The sequence below is a fragment of the Lacinutrix mariniflava genome, assembly GCF_001418015.1.
Lineage (GTDB): Bacteria > Bacteroidota > Bacteroidia > Flavobacteriales > Flavobacteriaceae > Lacinutrix > Lacinutrix mariniflava.
The window spans coordinates 191828-209877 of sequence record NZ_LIQG01000020.1 but is presented as its reverse complement, the minus strand read 5'-3'; the positions used below and the strand labels follow the sequence as shown (position 1 = coordinate 209877).

Annotated in this window: 25 protein-coding genes; 9 read left to right on the top strand and 16 right to left on the bottom strand. The window is 29.8% G+C overall.

Annotation, left to right across the window (positions count from 1 at the left end; translation table 11 throughout):
- Window positions 1–32: 32 nt before the first annotated feature.
- Entirely contained in the window at window positions 33–785 is a 753-nt protein-coding gene (locus ASC44_RS04325; protein WP_055446392.1) for a LytR/AlgR family response regulator transcription factor, read from the bottom strand.
- Window positions 786–1805: a LytS family sensor histidine kinase gene (locus ASC44_RS04320; RefSeq protein ID WP_055446391.1), complete on the bottom strand. Its 1020-nt coding sequence runs from the start codon at window positions 1803–1805 to the stop codon at window positions 786–788.
- A 214-nt stretch (window positions 1806–2019) separates the two neighbouring features.
- On the opposite strand from ASC44_RS04320, the gene ASC44_RS18175 reads away from it, so the two are divergent.
- The 5 genes from ASC44_RS18175 to ASC44_RS18030 all read left to right on the top strand — a co-directional run bounded on the left by ASC44_RS18175 (window position 2020) and on the right by ASC44_RS18030 (window position 4679).
- A complete protein-coding gene (locus tag ASC44_RS18175) occupies window positions 2020–2160 on the top strand; it encodes a hypothetical protein (RefSeq protein ID WP_169787489.1) in 141 nt (46 codons plus the stop codon).
- A 61-nt stretch (window positions 2161–2221) separates the two neighbouring features.
- Window positions 2222–3652 (top strand): viperin family antiviral radical SAM protein, encoded by a 1431-nt coding sequence (locus ASC44_RS04315; protein ID WP_055446390.1) that lies wholly within the window; start codon window positions 2222–2224, stop codon window positions 3650–3652.
- Window positions 3645–3938, top strand: a complete 294-nt coding sequence (locus tag ASC44_RS04310; RefSeq protein WP_055446389.1) for a hypothetical protein — start codon at window positions 3645–3647, stop codon at window positions 3936–3938. Before ASC44_RS04315 ends, ASC44_RS04310 begins: the two co-directional genes overlap by 8 nt.
- A gap of 4 nt (window positions 3939–3942) precedes the next feature.
- Complete coding sequence (locus tag ASC44_RS04305; RefSeq protein ID WP_055446388.1) at window positions 3943–4353, top strand: 5' nucleotidase, NT5C type; 411 nt, start codon at window positions 3943–3945, stop codon at window positions 4351–4353.
- 173 nt (window positions 4354–4526) lie between these two features.
- Window positions 4527–4679 carry a hypothetical protein gene (locus ASC44_RS18030; protein ID WP_161805002.1) on the top strand — a complete coding sequence of 51 codons (153 nt, stop codon included), beginning with the start codon at window positions 4527–4529 and terminating at the stop codon, window positions 4677–4679.
- A 420-nt stretch (window positions 4680–5099) separates the two neighbouring features.
- Here the strand turns inward: ASC44_RS18030 and ASC44_RS04300 are convergent, their stop codons facing one another.
- Window positions 5100–5894, bottom strand: coding sequence for a hypothetical protein (locus ASC44_RS04300; protein ID WP_055446387.1), 795 nt, complete (start codon window positions 5892–5894; stop codon window positions 5100–5102).
- 263 nt (window positions 5895–6157) lie between these two features.
- Between ASC44_RS04300 and ASC44_RS04295 the strand changes: the two genes are divergently transcribed.
- From ASC44_RS04295 to ASC44_RS04280, 4 genes are all read left to right on the top strand, one after another.
- On the top strand, window positions 6158–8617 hold the full coding sequence (locus ASC44_RS04295; protein WP_055446386.1) for an ATP-dependent Clp protease ATP-binding subunit: 2460 nt from the start codon (window positions 6158–6160) through the stop codon (window positions 8615–8617).
- Window positions 8618–8685: 68 nt separating this feature from the next.
- Window positions 8686–9135: a hypothetical protein gene (locus tag ASC44_RS04290; RefSeq protein ID WP_055446385.1), complete on the top strand. Its 450-nt coding sequence runs from the start codon at window positions 8686–8688 to the stop codon at window positions 9133–9135.
- Window positions 9136–9138: 3 nt separating this feature from the next.
- Window positions 9139–10497 (top strand): DUF5458 family protein, encoded by a 1359-nt coding sequence (locus tag ASC44_RS04285; protein WP_055446384.1) that lies wholly within the window; start codon window positions 9139–9141, stop codon window positions 10495–10497.
- A gap of 117 nt (window positions 10498–10614) precedes the next feature.
- Window positions 10615–11268, top strand: a complete 654-nt coding sequence (locus tag ASC44_RS04280; RefSeq protein WP_055446383.1) for an outer membrane beta-barrel protein — start codon at window positions 10615–10617, stop codon at window positions 11266–11268.
- A gap of 164 nt (window positions 11269–11432) precedes the next feature.
- On the opposite strand, the gene ASC44_RS04275 is transcribed toward ASC44_RS04280, so the two are convergent.
- The 13 genes from ASC44_RS04275 to ASC44_RS04215 form a co-directional block, all read right to left on the bottom strand.
- A complete protein-coding gene (locus tag ASC44_RS04275; RefSeq protein ID WP_055446382.1) occupies window positions 11433–11630 on the bottom strand; it encodes a hypothetical protein in 198 nt (65 codons plus the stop codon).
- A 4-nt stretch (window positions 11631–11634) separates the two neighbouring features.
- Window positions 11635–12291: a hypothetical protein gene (locus ASC44_RS04270; RefSeq protein ID WP_055446381.1), complete on the bottom strand. Its 657-nt coding sequence runs from the start codon at window positions 12289–12291 to the stop codon at window positions 11635–11637.
- Window positions 12292–12332: 41 nt separating this feature from the next.
- Window positions 12333–12656, bottom strand: a complete 324-nt coding sequence (locus tag ASC44_RS04265; protein ID WP_055446380.1) for a hypothetical protein — start codon at window positions 12654–12656, stop codon at window positions 12333–12335.
- Between the two features lie 62 nt (window positions 12657–12718).
- Entirely contained in the window at window positions 12719–13423 is a 705-nt protein-coding gene (locus ASC44_RS04260; protein WP_055446379.1) for a HEAT repeat domain-containing protein, read from the bottom strand.
- 370 nt (window positions 13424–13793) lie between these two features.
- Window positions 13794–14258, bottom strand: a complete 465-nt coding sequence (locus ASC44_RS04255; protein ID WP_055446378.1) for a hypothetical protein — start codon at window positions 14256–14258, stop codon at window positions 13794–13796.
- A 15-nt stretch (window positions 14259–14273) separates the two neighbouring features.
- Window positions 14274–14564: a polymorphic toxin-type HINT domain-containing protein gene (locus ASC44_RS04250; protein ID WP_055446377.1), complete on the bottom strand. Its 291-nt coding sequence runs from the start codon at window positions 14562–14564 to the stop codon at window positions 14274–14276.
- Window positions 14565–14660: 96 nt separating this feature from the next.
- Entirely contained in the window at window positions 14661–15194 is a 534-nt protein-coding gene (locus ASC44_RS04245; RefSeq protein ID WP_055446376.1) for an SMI1/KNR4 family protein, read from the bottom strand.
- The gene (locus ASC44_RS04240; RefSeq protein ID WP_275044199.1) at window positions 15194–15478 is read right to left on the bottom strand and encodes an HNH endonuclease; all 285 of its coding nucleotides are present in this window, start codon (window positions 15476–15478) and stop codon (window positions 15194–15196) included. Before ASC44_RS04240 ends, ASC44_RS04245 begins: the two co-directional genes overlap by 1 nt.
- A 99-nt stretch (window positions 15479–15577) precedes the next feature.
- Window positions 15578–15703, bottom strand: a complete 126-nt coding sequence (locus tag ASC44_RS18285; RefSeq protein ID WP_241491401.1) for an HINT domain-containing protein — start codon at window positions 15701–15703, stop codon at window positions 15578–15580.
- Between the two features lie 87 nt (window positions 15704–15790).
- On the bottom strand, window positions 15791–16408 hold the full coding sequence (locus ASC44_RS04230; RefSeq protein WP_055446373.1) for a hypothetical protein: 618 nt from the start codon (window positions 16406–16408) through the stop codon (window positions 15791–15793).
- Between the two features lie 49 nt (window positions 16409–16457).
- Entirely contained in the window at window positions 16458–16991 is a 534-nt protein-coding gene (locus ASC44_RS18170) for a hypothetical protein (RefSeq protein ID WP_055446372.1), read from the bottom strand.
- Window positions 16992–17078: 87 nt separating this feature from the next.
- Window positions 17079–17624, bottom strand: coding sequence for a tetratricopeptide repeat protein (locus ASC44_RS04220; RefSeq protein ID WP_206542779.1), 546 nt, complete (start codon window positions 17622–17624; stop codon window positions 17079–17081).
- Window positions 17621–18040 carry a tetratricopeptide repeat protein gene (locus ASC44_RS04215; protein ID WP_055446371.1) on the bottom strand — a complete coding sequence of 140 codons (420 nt, stop codon included), beginning with the start codon at window positions 18038–18040 and terminating at the stop codon, window positions 17621–17623. The genes ASC44_RS04220 and ASC44_RS04215 overlap by 4 nt, the downstream gene beginning before the upstream one ends.
- Window positions 18041–18050: the final 10 nt, after the last annotated feature.

Below are 18050 nucleotides of genomic sequence, written 5' to 3'. Positions count from 1 at the left end.
ATGCTAGATGATTTAAAAATGAGGTAATTAGCTTAAAACTTAAGTTTAGCTCGCAATTTAGAAACAAAACCTTGTTTTTCCAGAGGTTTTAGGTCAAATGTTGTTTTAACATCAAAAAGAGAAATATTGGTATTGTCTCTTTCTTTTACATGCGCCAAGTTTATAATGGTGCTTTGGCTAGTTTTTTCAAAATTGAATGTCTCTAATTCTTTGTAGAGTTCATTAATACTTTTTCTAACATTTTTATATAAAACTATATCATTTTTTCCATAAATATGAACGCAATTTTTTCCTGTGGGTTCTGTTATATTAAAATGTGAAGTACTTATATAATACGCTTGCTCTGGTTTAAATCTTACGTCTCTATTACTGCCAATATGTAATGTGATTAATTTGTTGTTATTTTTGGCTGAGTTATTTGTTTTCCCAATAACCTTATTTTTCAAAATTGCTTCAAATTCTTCAATTTCGAAAGGTTTACTTAAATAACCTGAAATATCTAGACTATTAATAACAAGTTTAGTATTACCAGTTGTTGATGTTAAAAAGATGATTTTTTTGCCTTCTCCTATTTTTTTTGCCAACTCTAAACCGTTATACACTGGCATTTCAAAATCTACAATTAGTAAATCAAAATCGTCTTCGTTTATCTCTTGAAAGGCTTGTTTAGAACTATCATAGCTTTTTACGTGCTGTAAACCGTAATCTTTTGGTAGTGTATCGATTTTAGCTTTAACAGACTCTAAAACACTTTGGTTATCATCTACAAGTATATAACGTATCATTTAGTTTAGGCATAAAGTTAATTCCGACAAATATTGATTATTTGGGAGTGATTTATGCTCTAATTTACTTTTAGGATAATAAGCATCCAGTAACTGTTGTAAAGCATTTAATCCAAAATTAGAGGATTGCATTGCTCTGTTTTCGTAGTCTAAGCGTTGTTCGGCACTGTTAACTAAGCAATAACTTAATTGTTTGTCTTCGTTTTCTTTTAGAATAATGCTAATAAAAGAATTTTGGTTGTTTAAGTTACCGTGTTTTAAGGCGTTTTCTACAAACGGAAAGAAAAGTGTTGGCTTAATTTTTATAGAACTGTTTTGTTTAGGATCTAGCCTGTTATTAAACTCAATATTGGTATTTGGTTTAAGATATTTAATAAGATCTAAAAACATGTTAATGTGTTCTAACTCGTCTTCAATAGAGGTACTTTCTAAGTTTAATGAAGATACGTTGTAGTCCAGAAGTTTAAATATGTTTTTTAATGCTTTGGTTGGTGGTACTTTGCTTTTGTTGCTTCCAATTTTATAATTAAAACCTAAAAAAGACTTGTAATTACTTTCGGTTTGTTTAATGTCTTCATGTATCTGGCTAATTACATTCTTAATAAAATGTGCACCAAGTCTAGTGTTATTAGCTTCTACATTTTTAAAATTTACGTAACGTTCGTAAGCTTTTTGTTGATGATTGATTTCTTCCTTTTGTAGCGCTATTTCCTTTTCTTTTTCGCTTAAAGTAGAAAAGAACTTTTCTTTATAATCCTCAATTTCTTGTTTTAATTGATAAATCTCAGTGTGTTTACTCGTTAATTTTTCTTCAAGGTTTGTGATGTCGTTGATTTTATCATCATAGGTTGTTATTGCTAGTTGTGTAGCTTGTAGCTGTTCTGTTATCTCATCATTCTTCTTTTTAAAAGAGCTCTTTTTGAAGAAGTTGTACCAATTTCTAATAATTATCAGAATTAATATAAAAAGGGGGATTTTGATGGCTTTCAATTGTTGGAGATAGTCTAAAAATAAATCCATAAAACTAGTGTAAGTATTTGGTGGTTGGTTGATTAAAGGCGTGAATTTTTCAAAATCACTTTTTTATATCCCAAAAAAGCAACTCGATATCCCAAATATAGTCGGTCTGTCACAAACTAGAAAATTTAATTTCAATCATCTGCATCTTTACAGTAATAACAAGAAGTTTAGTAGAGTGCTAAACTCTTAATAATTTAATTAAGGATACACTATTATGAGTAATTCAAAACAAAACAATCACAAAGCCAATCAAGCAAATCCTAACAAAGGAACTTTTGGAAGTAACAGCACTAATAGTAAAGTGCATGGTAACAGAGGTAAGCAGTTAAATCCTAATCAAAATTCTAAAAAGTAAAATAACTAAACCTCGTCTTTAATGTAGAGATGAGGTTTAACTAACCACTAAACTAAAAATTATGAAAACCAAAATAACATTAAGCGGATTTGCAGGAACAGGAAAATCTACAGTAGGAAAACGTATTCAAGAACAATTAAACTTTGAGTTTGTTTCTGTTGGAAATTACTCAAGGCAATACGCAATGGAAAAGTATGGATTGACTATTAACGAATTTCAAGAGCAATGCAAAGCACAACCAGAATTGGATAATGAAATAGACGAGAAGTTTAGATTAGAATGTAATAGCAAAGAGAATCTTGTAATTGATTACAGATTAGGGTTTCATTTTATTAAAAATGCATTTCATGTGTTATTAAAAGTATCTGATGAAAGCGCTTCTAAAAGAATTCGTTTAGCAAATAGAAGTGATGAGGTTACAAGTACAAAAGCCATTCAGCAAAGAAATCAGAAAATGAGAGATCGGTTTCAAGATAATTATGGTGTAGATTTTACTAACGATAAAAACTATGATTTGGTTATTGACACAGATGATTTAACAGCTAATGAAGTTGCAGATTTAATAATAGAACATTACCAAAAAAGTAACGCTGTAAGTAAAATACCAAGTGTGAACTTTCATCTATGGCAACCATGCAATATGCGATGCAAGTTTTGTTTTGCTACTTTTTTAGATGTAAAGCAAGAGTATGTGCCAAAAGGACATTTACCAGAGGATGAAGCTTTAGAAGTGGTGAGGAAAATAGCAGCAGCAGGATTTGAAAAAATAACCTTTGCAGGAGGAGAACCTTTGCTTTGCAAATGGTTGCCAAAACTAATTAAAACAGCAAAGCAATTAGGAATGACTACTATGATTGTTACTAACGGAAGTAAGTTAACTGATTCTTTTTTAAAGGAAAACAAAGCCTATTTAGATTGGATTGCTGTAAGTATAGACAGTTTAGATGAAGAAAATAATATTAAAATAGGAAGAGCAATCACTGGAAAAAAACCATTGTCTAAAGCATTTTATTATGACTTGATAGATAAGATTCATCAATATGGTTACGGCTTAAAAATTAATACAGTTGTTAACAAAGTAAACTATAAAGACAACTTAGCTTCCTTTATAGCAAAGGCCAAACCAAAACGTTGGAAAGTATTACAAGTATTACCAATAAAAGGTCAAAATGATAATAAAATTGATGCATTTAAAATTACAGATGAAGAATACGCTAATTTTTTAGACACGCATAAAGATGTGGAAACTATTGTTCCAGAATCTAATGATGAAATTAAAGGAAGTTATGTTATGGTAGATCCTGCAGGACGTTTTTTTGATAATGCAGCAGGAACACATAATTATAGTAAACCAATTTTAGAAGTTGGTATACAAGAAGCTTTAAAAACAATGAATTATGATCTAGATAAATTTTTAAATAGAGGTGGAGTTTATAATTGGAATACTAATAAGAACCAAGATTTAAGAAAGGAGGAGGTTTCTTATGAGTAATAGAGTAGAAGGTTTTTTTAAATCAGAACACTTTTGTTATAGACAATGGGATAGGCAAGTTAGTGATAATCTTTTGTCCGAAATTTTAAAAGGGATAGAACCAAATAATTGTAACACGCTACTTATTGTTAGCCGAAACGTATTGAAGAAAGCAAATAAAAATAGAAATGAAGAACTCTTTATTAAAGTAGATAACAAAACCTTAATTACTTGCTTTTATTGTCAGTTTCAAGAGTATTTGGCAACAACAAGAGTTCAAAAGTATTTAATAATAGATAATATTTAAAGTTATGAAGCAGATAGTACTAATAGATATGGATGGTGTTTTAGTAGAATTAGGTGATGGGCCATTTAGGGAGAATAAAAATAAGAAAGGATTTTTCTTAAATAATAAGCCAATAAAAGGAGCTTTAAATGCTTTTAAAGAATTAAGTACGAAGTATGATTGTTATATAGTAACAACTCCAGTTTGGAGTAGCCCACATTGTTGGATGGAAAAACGTTTATGGGTTGAAAAACACTTGGGTTTGGAAGCTAATAAAAGATTGATACTAACTCATCATAAAAACTTAGTAAAAGGTGATTACATTATTGATGACACAAAAAATCATGGAGTTGATAAATTTGAAGGAGAGCATATTCATTTTGGTACTGATGCCTTTTTAGGATGGCATCATGTTCTAGATTATCTATTGTATTAAAAGATAAGTTTTTTATATCCCAAAAACACGGAGAAATATCCCAAATATAGCCCGTTTATCACAAATTAAAATATGTAATTAAGAGTAAAGTTACATTTGAAAAACAGAACAAGTAAACTATATGATGGCCATCTATTTTAAACTTGAAATATTAATTTTTTAAACAAATAATTATGAGCAAACAAAAGCCAATAAAAGAAAAAGATGTAAAACGAATAAAAAAAGCAATAGATAAAAAAACTAAAAAAGAAAAAGGAGATGATTTATTTATTGAGAGAATTGACCGTGCAGTAAAAAAGAAAATTAAGCCTAAAAAAAACAAATAATACAACACAATTTAATTATTAATTTTAAAATTCAATTATTATGAGAGATCACAGAGATGAAGATCAAATTCAAGCAGACAATGACAACCATTCAAATCAATTAAATCCTAATAACGATGAATATTATAATTCTAGAGAGGAATAATTAATATTTGTTTTATGCAGTTACTAAGACGTCAAGCAAATTTTGTTTGGCGTCTTTTTTATTATTTATTACCCAAATAGTATATGAAGCGCAAAAAGAACTAAATAATTTAAAAAGTTGTTATTATTTCTTTTAGTAAAATGAAGACTATATTTTGATGCTCTGTTTTTTGTAAATGCGTTTGATGAATTGTCAAAAAACAAGTTAATACCTAATGTGTTTTTAGAAGAAATTAAAAATAAATTTGATTATTTATAGCAATAAATAACTAAAAATTAATTCTTTTTAGTAAGAGAAACAATTACACCATTTTCAGTCGTGATTTCAAATATTTGACCTTCATCACTATCTGATTCAAAACTCTTGATTACATTAAAGTTCAGGTTGCTTGGAGAGGTTTTTGTATCGTCTGTTAATAAGAAGGTTCTTAATTTTGGATTTGTATTTACTACTTGAAGAGACTGCTCGTTATTCGTTTCAATCTTATTCAACTGAATAAAATCAACAGTTAACAACTTATACTCTCCACTTCTAATTATTTGGCGCACTAAACAATTATAGTTTGTAGATTCTTTAGTTAACAAATTTGTAATGTTATTAGGAATTTCTTTTTTTGTAAAAGGAGTTTCAGTTATAATACTATTATTTATTTTACTCTCTTTTTTTATAATTTCAATCTTTTCAGTTTGAGGACTAATTGTATCTTTTTTTATAGTTAATGTGTCGCCGGTATCTTTTAGTATTGGTGAAGTTTCTTCCTCCTCACTTAGCAAAATTAGTTTGGCTGCTGTTTTACATGGCCAATTTTCAGGAAGAATAAGTTCTTTAGTTTTGTTATCTAAAGCAAAAATAGCATTTGCAGTTTCAAAAACACCGTTACTATTTACAACTCCTGTAAGGTAGTTGTCTTCATCCCATTTAAGTAAGTAGGAATTTGTATTAATCTTTTTAAACGTGTAAATTCTGGAAGAGCCATCATTACATTGCCATTGGCCTTCAAAATCTGTTTTTTCTTCTGCACAAGACACAAAATTAATAAATATAAAGAGTACTATTATTCTTTTAATCATGAGAATTAATCTTAAATTTTAATATAGCTAAGCATCAAAAATTAGGGAAGGCTAAATTTAGTAGTTTATTTTAATTCAGACCAATTTATAATGATATTTTGTTTTTATCGAATTTAAATTTAAAAAATGATTCAGTTTTTCTTGAAAATATACCCTTCATAGATAAAAACATACACTTATTCGTATTTATAATATCGATTGGAAATATTTATTTATTTTTATTTTTTAAGAACAACCACATAAATAGCCACTTTCTTCCCAATATGGAATACACATTAAATGAAACCTTAAATCAAGCGATACATATTGCCCAATCTATAGCAAAAGAATATGCTCATAAAGAGTATTCATCTGCACATTTATTAAAAGCATTATTACATAAAGATATTGGAATGCTTAAATATTTAGAAAGTATAGGACAAGACGCTTATTATATCGAAGAATGGGCAGAAGTACGTTTAGAGTCATTTCCTAAAACAAACAAAATTCCAGAAAAGCCTAACCATGATGCTTTTGTAGAAGCTGTTTTTAATGAAGCAGAGAGTGTAAAGTTAAAATTAGGAGTAGAAGATGTAAATGTACATTCTGTATTAGCAGCTTTAGCAACACCAGGAGTAGGTTTCTCTTATGAGCAGCTTAAAACTTTTCCATTGCAAGCAAGCGATGTTATTAAGAATTCTAGCGTGAAGTCTTCGGCTAGTAGTGGCGATTATAAAGGTAAGAGTACTGAACAGTCTGGAGCAAAACAGACAATAGATTATACCTTAGATAAAACAGAATTAGCAAATAATAATACCCTAGAAATTATTTCAGGTAGAGATGCCGAAATAAAAATGATTACCGAAATTTTAGGTAGACGTTCCAAGCCAAATGTTATTATTATTGGAGAACCAGGAGTTGGTAAAACAGTTATGTTAAATGGGTTAGCCTATGCGACTATTAATGATAATATTCCTGAGCAGTTAAAGAACGCTAAAGTATTCGAGTTAGATTTTATAAGTCTTGTTTCAGGAGCAGGTTATAAAGGAGAAATTGAGGATAGATTAAAAAAAGTTATTGAAGAAATTAAAAAACATGATAAGGCTATATTGTTAATAGACGAATTAAACGCTATTACAGATAAAAGTCATGGAAACCAAGGTTTGGTAAATATCTTAAAATCTGAATTAACAAAAGGAGAACTTACCATTATAGCTACAGCAACAAACGATGCTTTTAGAAAGCATATAGAAGTAGATGAAGGATTATCTAGACAGTTTGAAACTATTAGATTAGAGGAGCCATCTCCAGTTGAAGCCCTAAGGATGATAGAGAATACGATCTCTTATTATACTACTCATCATAACCTTGAAATAAATAATGATACCATTGCAGAAGCTATAAGATTAGCGCAGCGCTATAATAAAGAACGTAGTTTACCAGATTCTGCTATAGATTTAATAGACAGAACAATGTCTGCTGCAAAATTTATGATAGAAACATCAGTTTCTGAAATTGAAACACTAAAGCAGCGTGTAGCAGATTTAAAAAAAGAAAAACGTCCAAATGATGAAGCAATAAGTGAAATTAAATGGATGTACACACAAATGAAAGATAAGTTAAGCTATCTTTTATTTACTGAGCTTGAAGAAGAAAATCAGTTAGAGCATATAACAACACCTGCAAAAGGTTTTAAGGAATTAAATTCGATATTAAAGAAGTTGTTAAAAGTAGCATCTAATGAGAAAACTGAAGTTACAAAAAATGATATCGCTTTAACTATAGCAAATAAAACAGGTATTCCAACCGGAAAATTACAAGCAGACGAAAAAGATCGTTTGTTAAATATGGAAGATCAGCTTAAAAAGCGAGTTATAGGTCAAGATCACGCAGTAAAAGTTATTACAGAAGCAGTGCTAGAATCTCGTTCCGGATTAAGTAAACCCGGACTACCAATAGGTTCATTCTTCTTTTCTGGACCAACAGGAACAGGAAAAACAGAATTAGCCAAAGCACTTGCCGAATTTTTGTTTCAAACAGAAACCTCTATCATACGTTTTGATATGTCTGAGTTTAAAGAAGAACATTCTGCAGCGTTACTATACGGAGCACCTCCAGGTTATGTAGGTTATGAAGAAGGTGGTTTGTTAGTTAATAAAATAAGACAAAAACCATATTCGATTGTCTTGTTCGATGAAATAGAAAAAGCACATCCATCGGTTTTCGATATTTTTTTACAAATTCTAGATGAAGGAAAACTACACGATAGATTAGGTAAAGAAGGTGATTTTTCTAATGCAGTAATTTTGTTTACTTCAAATATTGGTAGTGATCACATTGTAGAATCGTTTAATAAAGGCGTTGTACCAAAATCTAATGATTTATTAGAAATGATGGGAAGACACTTTAGACCAGAATTTTTAGGAAGACTAACCGAAATTGTTCCTTTCTCACCAATAATGGAAGACTTTATAACCAAGATATTTAAAATACAACTTAAAGACTTGTATAAAGCATTAGAAAAACAAGATATAGCATTACAATTAAGCGAAAAAGCGACAAAACACCTTGCTAAAAAAGGATTTACACCTAAATATGGAGCAAGACCATTACGAGGTGTTATAAGATCGGATCTAAGATCACCACTATCTAAAAAAATAATTTCTGGCGAATTAACCAAAGGATCAAAGATTAAACTAGATGTAGATAAAAAAGGTGAATTAACTTGGGATATATCTAAATAAATAATTTAATAATAAAAAAAATAGTTTTATATTTAACGTAATTAATTAATAATCAAATTTGAATTAAAATGAGTGAAACTTACGGAATAGGCGGTAATGAAGTAAAGTCTGATGGAGCAGAAGCTATTCAAGACATTCCACAAAACAGAACACTACTTGTAGAGAAATTAACTCAAGACGAACCGATAAAGCCTGAGGTAGTTAAGGGATTAAAAACTATCGACGATGTCTTTGAACATTACAAACCAAATGTTGAAGTTGAGTTTGAAGATTCAGAAGGAGCAGAAAGAAAAGAAACACTAAATTTCAAAAATCTTGGAGATTATGGAGCTATAGGTATTACAAAGCAAAGTAAGTTTTTAAAAGATTTAAGTACAGAAAAGGATCAGTATGTTAAGATTGCTAAGCAATTAAAAACCAACAAAATTCTTAAAACAGCCTTAGAAAATCCAGAAGCTAAGCAAGCTCTTTTAGATTCAATTAGAGCATTATTAACAGAAATAGAAGAAAATAAATAGATCATGGCAGCATCTCAAGATAAAGCACAAGGATTTCAACCAGTTGAGAATCCTTCACAATTTTTAAAGGATAATAACGAAAAACTAGCCAAATATGGTGGTTTTGACTTAATGGAAGCTTGTGTAGAAGGCGTTCAGAACATGAACCCAGAAAGAAAGGCTAGGAAAAAGATCTTTTTAACAGAAAACGCGAAAAAAGATGAGCGTGAGACTCTAAAAAAAGTATTAGAAATGTGGTCTTCTGTTCTTTCAGGTTCAGAGAATATATCTGATATGGTTGAAGGTTCACAAAAGCTTTCTCAAGAGGCAGATGTATCTTTAAAAAAGAATTTAGGACGAGCAGTTAATGCTACTAGAGACTTAGAAAGATCGTATAGGTCTATGGCACTTTTCTATAAGAATTCAGAATCAGATAAACTAAAAAACATCTCTATAGTAAATGCAGATTTAGATCAAATTAAAGATTTAGATAATACGCGTTTTATTGATGCAATTTCTGAAGAGTTAAATGGAGCTTATGATCGTTTAGATCTTAGAGAAAACTACGGACTTCTTGTTATACCTGGATATTTAGGATCTAATAAAGTAGTAGAAAAATGGGCGAAAATTGCACATGAAAATAAAGTAATGTTGGTTACAGATTTCGCACATTTAGATGAGCCGGATGATGTTATGGAAATGTTTGAATCTGCTAATTTAACAGGAGGAGATAAGTACCGTTCTAATGTTATAATGTCTTGTAATTGGTTAGTAGGGAGAGGAAAACACGATGAGGTAGGAGAGGAAGACGATTTGTTCGTACCACCTGCAGGAGCTTTAGCGGGAAAAATATATAACACATTAATGTCTCAAGTTACTGCTGGTAAGAAATTTGGTGGTATTAACGAGATTGATGGTGTTCGTTTTGATTTAAAGAAGAGTGAAATTGCTCAGCTAGAAAAATTAGGGTTAGTACCAATGGTTAATGAGTATGGTAAAGTAATGGCATTTTCTGCTAAAACATTATTTAATGGAGATAATTTAGGGTTACAAACTTATTCTGTAGTTCGTGTTTTCGATTATGTAACAAAAGTTTTAATGGATTTCTTAAACCGTCGTGCATTCGAGAACTTCAATGCAAAAACTAGAAAGGAATTAATGAATCAGATTGTTAAATTTTTAGACAATATAACAGGACCAGACAAGTTAATTGAGGACTTTTCTATTAAACGTTTTGAGCAAGATCATAACCAAAAAGATCGTATATATTTAGATGTGCATATGAAACCATATTTCCCAGCTAAGAACTTTATGATTAAAATGGACGGACAAAAAGGAGATGAAGGAAATGAGTGGGACGCAGAATACGAACAACAAAAATAATAGAAAAGTTTTAAGATAAAAGAAACCGGAGTTATCGCTTCGGGTTTTTTTATGTATTTTTTTAGACTTTTAAAATATAGAGATTAAACCAATAATAAACAGTAAACAGTATTAAATATGAAAAACAAATTATTTTTTTTCGCGTTATTTTTAACATTAACAGGTCTTTATGCTCAGGAAGAAAAGAAAGTAGATCGTTCTGATTTTTATCTTTTAAAAGGTGACTTTATTGTAGAAGGTAAGTTAGGTTTTAGTAATGATAAGGATGAACTTAGAGGTGTTAAAACATCTTCATACACTATTAATCCTAAGATTGGTTACTTAATTAGTGATGATTTTGTTATTGGTTTAGATTTAACTTATAAATCTTCCAAAAATGAGACTGAAGGTGCAGATACTGTAGAGTTAGTTTCAATAGAAGCAGGTCCATTTATAAGATCTTATTTCTTAGATTTAGGAGAAAGATTTAAAGTTTATGGAGAGCTTGGTGGAGGCTATTATAAAGATGATGGCGAAGACGTTGCGCAAGGAACAGGAACTGGTTTTCAGGTTGGCTTGGATATGGGGATAAACTACTTTGTAAAGGATAATATTGCAATTTCATTTGTATTGTCTGATATCGCTAGATACCAATCGTTAACTTATGAAGAGGAAAAACTCTTAGGAGAAACAACTCGTGAGGAATATACTAATAGTAATCTTACAGCAGATCTAAATGTTTTTAGCAATTTTTTTCAATCTGTAACATTTGGTGTTATGTTTAAGTTTTAATAAATAGTCAATAACAGTTAAAAATCCCAAGATTATATAATCTTGGGATTTTTTTTTGACGGTATATACTTAATTAAAAAATAATTTCATAAAAAAAAAAAACAGTAAGCGATCTCTTGTGCAACCCGGCATGATAAGAGTAGAAAGATATTGTTTTAATAAAACTATCTAATAGTATTGTACTGTATAACAACTTTAGGACTGTTTAGTGTTTTTTTATCTTTTTCGAATTCAAAATCTTCACCAATTAGTTTTTCGTTATAAACTAACAAGTCTGTAATGAAAGCTTCTAACAGATTATATTTATCTTTTTTAAAATTCCAAACAGCATCAATAATTAATTTTTGAGGATATTTATTCATAGTTTTATTTTTCGTAAAATTTACCTAAGTCAAAACTATGCTTTAGAGCCATTTCATAATAACTTTGGTTCATATCTTCACCTATTTGTTTATAGACTTCTTTTCTTTTTTTTGGTGCAAATCTAAAATCAGACCATTCTAATTGTTTTTTAGAGATAACATCCATTAAGTCTTCTCTTTCTTGATAATGACTAGCAATATCTATTAAAGACTCAAAACTTCCTTTAATTCCCTTTATGATTTTATATTCATTTTCATACTGTTCTTCTGTAATATTAGTTACAAGTTGCAATTCTCCCTTAGAAAAACATATTCCTTTTTCATGTACTGACTGTAATGCTTCAGGAAAATCTAATCTTCTATAATCTATTGGTTCATTTTTATAGAAATTCCATTCTACTTTATATTTTTTAGAATAAAAGAATTTTTTAAATATAAAACTACTTGGAATTATTAGTTCTTCTGTTCCTAATTCTGGCTTGTCATATATCCCTTTATAAACAGCAGTAAGACAACAGCCGCTATAAAATTTTAAACCTAAATTTTGAGGTTCAAGTTTTAGAATACGTTCTGAAACATCTAATAAAATTTTACCAAAAAAATATTTATCTTTTCGTTTAACGAAAAAAATATCTCCTTCTTGTAATTTTCCTTTTAGCATAGATTTATAGTACTGTATAAAGTTTTCAAAGGGTCATTAATTTATTCATCTAATAAAAAGCGAGTTTTTCTTTTGAGAGGGTTAGTGATGCTGTCTATATTATTCGTCATAATATTGACTTTAATTAAATTTTTAATTTCTTTAATAATCGCTCCTTCATATATAGATTTAATGATTTCATAGCATTCATTATAATCTGAAAATTTTTGAAGACATATAAAGTTTGTCATATCATATGGTACATCTATTAGCCATTTATCTTCATCTTCCCAAGTAAACTGAATAGAATCTTCTCCTTTTTTAATTCCAAAAAAAGAATCTTTATTATCTGATAATTGATAAAATTCGGTCAAAGCTTCGTCCAAATTTAATTCTTCGTCTTGAAGTTCTTAATCAGATTCTTTATCGCATAAAAATATTATCATAATTATAGCTTTTCTAACATTTTTATTGTTTTTGTTTTAGCTTCTTCTACATTTCCTGTAACATCACCATAGTTAGATTCTTTAAAGCCTAATTTCTTCTTGTGTAGTTCTTGAATAGTTAAAATCATACCTGTTAATGCATCCTTATTATTTTCCTTAGACATCGCTTTTTTAATGAATATTGTAATCTTGTTTTTAGTGTTTTTTTTGTTGTGCCATATTTGTCTCATTGCTGTTGCAGAATAACCTCTTAGCTGACCGTCTTCATCATTTAACATCCTTTCATTTAATATGTTTAAATCATCAATATTAGATCCAATCCAACCTAAAACTATAATGCATTTATACCTAATATTTCTAACAGATGATCGTATTTCTTTTACAATTATTTCTTTAGCAAGTGGGCTTCTAAAGTTTCCTAAAATTTGAATTAAATCAGCAAGAAGTAATGGCTCTTTAATACCTTCATTTATTTTTTTGAGAATTAAAGATATTACTTTTTTTGAATTTTTTCTTTTTGAAAAAAAGGAACGAATATCCCTATGTAAATATTGATTTTCCCTATCGTTTAATATGTCAATATGAAATTGTATAATTTCGTCTTCATCACTTTCTAATAATAACTTTTTAAACTCGAAAATACCATCATCAGAGTCTTCTAAACTAAGGAGTTCTTTGTATTTAATTTTTAGTTCATCTATTTTCATTAATAATTAAGGTTTTGAACTATAAGGTTTATTTGCAGGTCCAAATTCATGATATTGGTCTCCACAAATTTTGTGTCTTTTAGGATGATCAGACTTACGTTGAGTTTTCATATTATCAGCTTTGTCTAATTTTGCTTTACCCGTATTAGATGTTCTAGTATATAATGGTTTTTCATGAGATACTTCATATCCTTTAGGAACATTTTTACCATCCGAATCTAAAATTTGCTTTCTAGCTCGGTCAGAAAGCCAGCTATTAGGATCTTTAGCATCACGTAAAAGCGCTTTTCTTCTTTCAGCAGCGTTACGGTTATATTTAGGACTTTTTCCTTTAGTTTTATGGTCTTTGCATATGTGCCGTCTTTATTTCTTAGCTTTCCATTCGAGGATCTGCAATCTCGTCAAGTTGTTCAACAACATCATCAACTCCTTTAGATCCAGCCTCTAAAGCTTCATCAACTCCTTTGGAAAAATGTTTAATTATTTCTCCTCCAACTCTTTCTACTAATTTACCAGCTCCTAAAAATAATAAACCAGGTGCCACATTTTTAGCTAATACATATTCATCTCGATCTTGAGTATAGTCGTATAATGCTTTTACTTCGAGTGCTAAACCTACAACTTCTAATGTAGCGACCGTTACCGCAACGGTTGTAGCTAATGCTCCGGACGCTGCGCTAATAGCACCAATAGCAGATTCTCCTGTTACCACTATAAGCGCCACTGCAGCGACCACGACTGCGGCTACGACTACGGCTACAATCTCCCAAAATTCTTTTACTTTATTACCAAAATCATCAAAAATTATTGCTGTCGGAGGATCTCCTTTCAACATCCTGTCAAAAACCTCTCAACCTGTTTTAGAAGCTTTTCCAGGAGTACGTCCTAAATATTTTAATCGTTTACTAATAACTTTTAGCGAACCTTTAAAACAAGCTATATTATGCACTAAACACTCCCAAGCACCAACAAAATAGGTATGCCAATCTGCTACCTCAAAGTTATAGACTTTCTTTTTAGTATACAAGAAGTTAGTGGCTTCTATGCGTTGCCATTTTCCATTTTTGGTTTTTACTTCGCCTTTTAAGGTTAAAACGGCAGCATCTTTCCAGCCACTCTCTACGCATAACTTAAAATACAAAAGCTACCTATATAAATACATAGCTTTTATTGTTTGTATTGAACTTACCATTTTTGTACTAGATATAAATAAGCATTTGTGGTAGAATATATTTTATTAAAAATCATCAGAGAACCATTCTTCTTCTAAATCGTCTTCAATTTCAGAATTTGGGTTTAAATGTAAAGATTTTAAAAAATCGATTAAAGAATCTGCAACCAAATATAATCCTTCATTCTCTAAAGACTCATGGTGCCAATAATATATTTTTTGATCAATTTGATTAATACACAATTGATCACCAGGTAAACCTTCAGCAAATACAAAATAATTTTCGGGGATTTGGTCAAGAAAAATTTTTCTGTTTTCTTGAAGAGAATTTTCACCTGTTCCCCAACCATAAATAATTCCAATAGGACATAGATTATCATCTCTGGTTATTGGTAACTTATTTAAACTCTTAAAAACTATATCTTCATTAAACTGATTATAACCATATTCTTTAGATAAATATATATATTCATCCGATAGTTTTAAATTATTTGATTCTATATAGTTCTCGTAATCAAAATTATTATCCTTTTTCTTTTTTAAAACCTTAGTTAGTTCAGTTTGACCTAACTTAAATATTATTTTTCTAATATATTCCATTATAAAGTTCCGTTTCTTAGATTTTCAGCGCCACCCGAATGTGGAATGTTTTTATGTAACGCTGTTGGTATTAATTCTATAGTTTTTCCGTCTTGATGATGATGAGGTGTTAATCCTTTATCTTTAAGATATTTTTTTGCTTGAGTTTTGTTCTTTAGCCCTTTTTGTTTGGCAACTCTTTGATATACTTTGTCAAAATCTTTGGCTGTTCCATCTAAATTCTTAAATTTCATTTTACCTTTTGACCATTTACTAAAGTCAGGATACCCATTCTTAAATGGTATTCCTTCTCCTTTAGTAATTTTATTAACCGCTTTTTTAGTAGACTTCCAAACACCTTCTCCAGCTTCTCCTATCCATTTACCTTTAGTTCTAGGTAACCTTTAAGCTACTTGCTTAATTGCTTCTGATACACAAGCAGAATTATGCACCAACCACTCCCAAGCACCAACAAAATAGGTATGCCAATCTGCTACCTCAAAGTTATAGACTTTTTTCTTGGTGTACAAGAAGTTTGTGGCTTCTATGCGTTGATAATTAGTGTTTTATTTGTAATTTTTAAGTCATAAAAAAACCGCTATAAAGCGGTTTTAGTACTAATTATTTTCAATTAAATTATCGTCTTCATCTTTATAGTAGCGTGTACCATTTTTATAAATGTATGTTCTTACATTATCTTTTAAAATCGGAATGTCTCTTTCTAATCGAATTACGCCTTCATATTCTCCAAATTCAGGATAAGGCTCATAAAGCGCACTTGTTTCCATTGGCTCTTTACTCTCATAATCTAAGGTTTTACCTTGTATCATATCGTAAACCCTATAATTCACATTTCCAACTTCGTCAAAAACAAAATGTGTTCTTGATTTCATTTTATCAGTATCCTCATTGGCAAATTCATAAAACCATATTTCTTCAAGAAATAATAAATTTTTGTCTTCATTTTTTCCAAAAGAATATTTTAGATATTTTCTTCCAACACCATCCATAAATTCCACACCAATAAATTTATTTTCAGGAACAACACTAACGAAACAAAAAGGAAAGTCAGAGGTATCATCTTCATACATAGCTGAAAATTCGTAATCCAATCCAACTTTATGGTTATTTTGAGCTATTTCTTTTGATGTTTTTTTTCCATTTTCTAAATCCTTTTTAAATTTTGTACCATTCCAAGTATCCCATTTTGCGACAGTGTCCACTTCTGGTTTCATCTTTTTTCTAGGTGATGAATATCCTTGATAAATTATTTTCATATTATTATTAAGGGTTTAAAATTGTTCCTCCGGTATCTCTTATTATTACGTCATTATCTGAAGCGTGTTTTAAAACATCATCAGGTACAGGAACTTTTTGTGGAGGCACCTCCAATATCATTTGTCCGTCTAATTTTTTTCCACCTTGACTAATAGCGTCTGCATTTCGAGATGTGTTTTTTAACTCAGTTCCTGGTTTATATTTTTTTGCAAGTTCATCTATGCTGTTTTTAGCATTTTTGACCGAAGTTTTACCCAATTGCGTAAATTTTCTTGATACAATTTCAATACCGGGAATATAACTGTCAATTCTCTTACCATTTTTTAGAACTAGTTCACTAAATCCTCCCATTTGTTTATATGCACCTTCTCTAATAAAATTGAAATAATTCCCTTTTTGCATTCTAGCAAGATAATCAGGTAAATGCTTTATCTTACTCAAACAAGGTCGAGCATTATGCACCAACCACTCCCAAGCACCAACAAAATAGGTATGCCAATCTGCTACCTCAAAGTTATAGACTTTCTTTTTAGTATACAAGAAGTTTGTGGCTTCTATGCGTTGATAAGTAGTGTTTTATTTGTAATTTTTAAGTCATAAAAAAACCGCTACAAAGCGGTTTTAGTACTAATTATCTTCAATTAAATTACCGTCTTCATTTTTGTAGAAACGACTACCGTTTTTGTAGATGTATTTTTGTTGTATTTGTGTGTCAATGTTCTTATCCTCAATATCTTCATCTATCAAACCCTTAATTGAATCGAGATATTTTGGGTCTTCATCTTCAAAGATTTCTAATCCTTCAAGCATATAGGCTCTTAATAATGATTCTTGAGATTTTTTACTTTCTTCAAGTTCATAAAGTACTTGTCCTAAACTAAAATGTATGTATGCATTTGATAGACCATCAGGACAATTAAGCGCATTGTAATAATTTTCTTTTGCTTCATCGATATTTCCTAATGAAAAATGTGCATCCGCAATACTAGTGTAAAGCCAAGTGGATGCTTCCCATTCTGTTTTTGGATCTGGCACAATATTTAATGCTTCTTCATACTTTCTCAAGGCTGGACGTATGTTTTCTTGCTCGTAAAGGTCGTTTCCTTCTTCACTTAGTTTTTCGATACGAACATAATCGCTATCTGAAAGCTCTTTCATTTTAGAGGGTTTCATTCCTTTATTATATATTTTTCGGGATGAAGGAAGAAGTCTTTATACTTGCCTTTTCCTTCTATAATTCTTCCTTTTGACGCTTTGTAAGCTTCCTTAAACAACTTTAAAGCTTTTTCAAAGTTTTCTTTTTCAAATTCTAAGCGTCCATAATGAAAAGCAACTTCTTCAGGAAAACTTTTATTATCAAGATAAATATTGACCCAATTTTCAGCTAATTGATAATTTTTAGTTTTAAATAAACATTCAATCATTGTATCAGCTAAAAGAGTTCTATCTGAATCGTCTAATTTTGAATCAGGTAATTTATCCCATTCTATGTTAACAAAATTTAAGTGTTTCTCTAATTCTTTATTATCATCTAAACTATGCTCATCGATATAATCATAGAGTTCAAAAATTTTTTCATTTATATTCATTTGTTTTAAT

Excerpts from the sequence above, each read along its gene's own strand:
- ASC44_RS04255 (WP_055446378.1), bottom strand. The coding sequence starts at position 14,258 with ATGTTGAAAGGAGATCCTCCGACAGCAATAATTTTTGATGATTTTGGT.
- ASC44_RS18030 (WP_161805002.1), top strand. The coding sequence starts at position 4,527 with ATGAGCAAACAAAAGCCAATAAAAGAAAAAGATGTAAAACGAATAAAA.
- ASC44_RS04320 (WP_055446391.1), bottom strand. The coding sequence starts at position 1,805 with ATGGATTTATTTTTAGACTATCTCCAACAATTGAAAGCCATCAAAATC.
- ASC44_RS04315 (WP_055446390.1), top strand. The coding sequence starts at position 2,222 with ATGAAAACCAAAATAACATTAAGCGGATTTGCAGGAACAGGAAAATCT.
- ASC44_RS04305 (WP_055446388.1), top strand. The coding sequence starts at position 3,943 with ATGAAGCAGATAGTACTAATAGATATGGATGGTGTTTTAGTAGAATTA.
- ASC44_RS04285 (WP_055446384.1), top strand. The coding sequence starts at position 9,139 with ATGGCAGCATCTCAAGATAAAGCACAAGGATTTCAACCAGTTGAGAAT.
- ASC44_RS04260 (WP_055446379.1), bottom strand. The coding sequence starts at position 13,423 with ATGAAAATAGATGAACTAAAAATTAAATACAAAGAACTCCTTAGTTTA.
- ASC44_RS04215 (WP_055446371.1), bottom strand. The coding sequence starts at position 18,040 with ATGAATATAAATGAAAAAATTTTTGAACTCTATGATTATATCGATGAG.
- ASC44_RS04275 (WP_055446382.1), bottom strand. The coding sequence starts at position 11,630 with ATGAATAAATATCCTCAAAAATTAATTATTGATGCTGTTTGGAATTTT.
- ASC44_RS04230 (WP_055446373.1), bottom strand. The coding sequence starts at position 16,408 with ATGAAACCAGAAGTGGACACTGTCGCAAAATGGGATACTTGGAATGGT.
- ASC44_RS04290 (WP_055446385.1), top strand. The coding sequence starts at position 8,686 with ATGAGTGAAACTTACGGAATAGGCGGTAATGAAGTAAAGTCTGATGGA.
- ASC44_RS04300 (WP_055446387.1), bottom strand. The coding sequence starts at position 5,894 with ATGATTAAAAGAATAATAGTACTCTTTATATTTATTAATTTTGTGTCT.
- ASC44_RS04310 (WP_055446389.1), top strand. The coding sequence starts at position 3,645 with ATGAGTAATAGAGTAGAAGGTTTTTTTAAATCAGAACACTTTTGTTAT.
- ASC44_RS04325 (WP_055446392.1), bottom strand. The coding sequence starts at position 785 with ATGATACGTTATATACTTGTAGATGATAACCAAAGTGTTTTAGAGTCT.
- ASC44_RS04220 (WP_206542779.1), bottom strand. The coding sequence starts at position 17,624 with ATGAAACCCTCTAAAATGAAAGAGCTTTCAGATAGCGATTATGTTCGT.
- ASC44_RS04295 (WP_055446386.1), top strand. The coding sequence starts at position 6,158 with ATGGAATACACATTAAATGAAACCTTAAATCAAGCGATACATATTGCC.
- ASC44_RS04245 (WP_055446376.1), bottom strand. The coding sequence starts at position 15,194 with ATGGAATATATTAGAAAAATAATATTTAAGTTAGGTCAAACTGAACTA.
- ASC44_RS04270 (WP_055446381.1), bottom strand. The coding sequence starts at position 12,291 with ATGCTAAAAGGAAAATTACAAGAAGGAGATATTTTTTTCGTTAAACGA.
- ASC44_RS04280 (WP_055446383.1), top strand. The coding sequence starts at position 10,615 with ATGAAAAACAAATTATTTTTTTTCGCGTTATTTTTAACATTAACAGGT.
- ASC44_RS18175 (WP_169787489.1), top strand. The coding sequence starts at position 2,020 with ATGAGTAATTCAAAACAAAACAATCACAAAGCCAATCAAGCAAATCCT.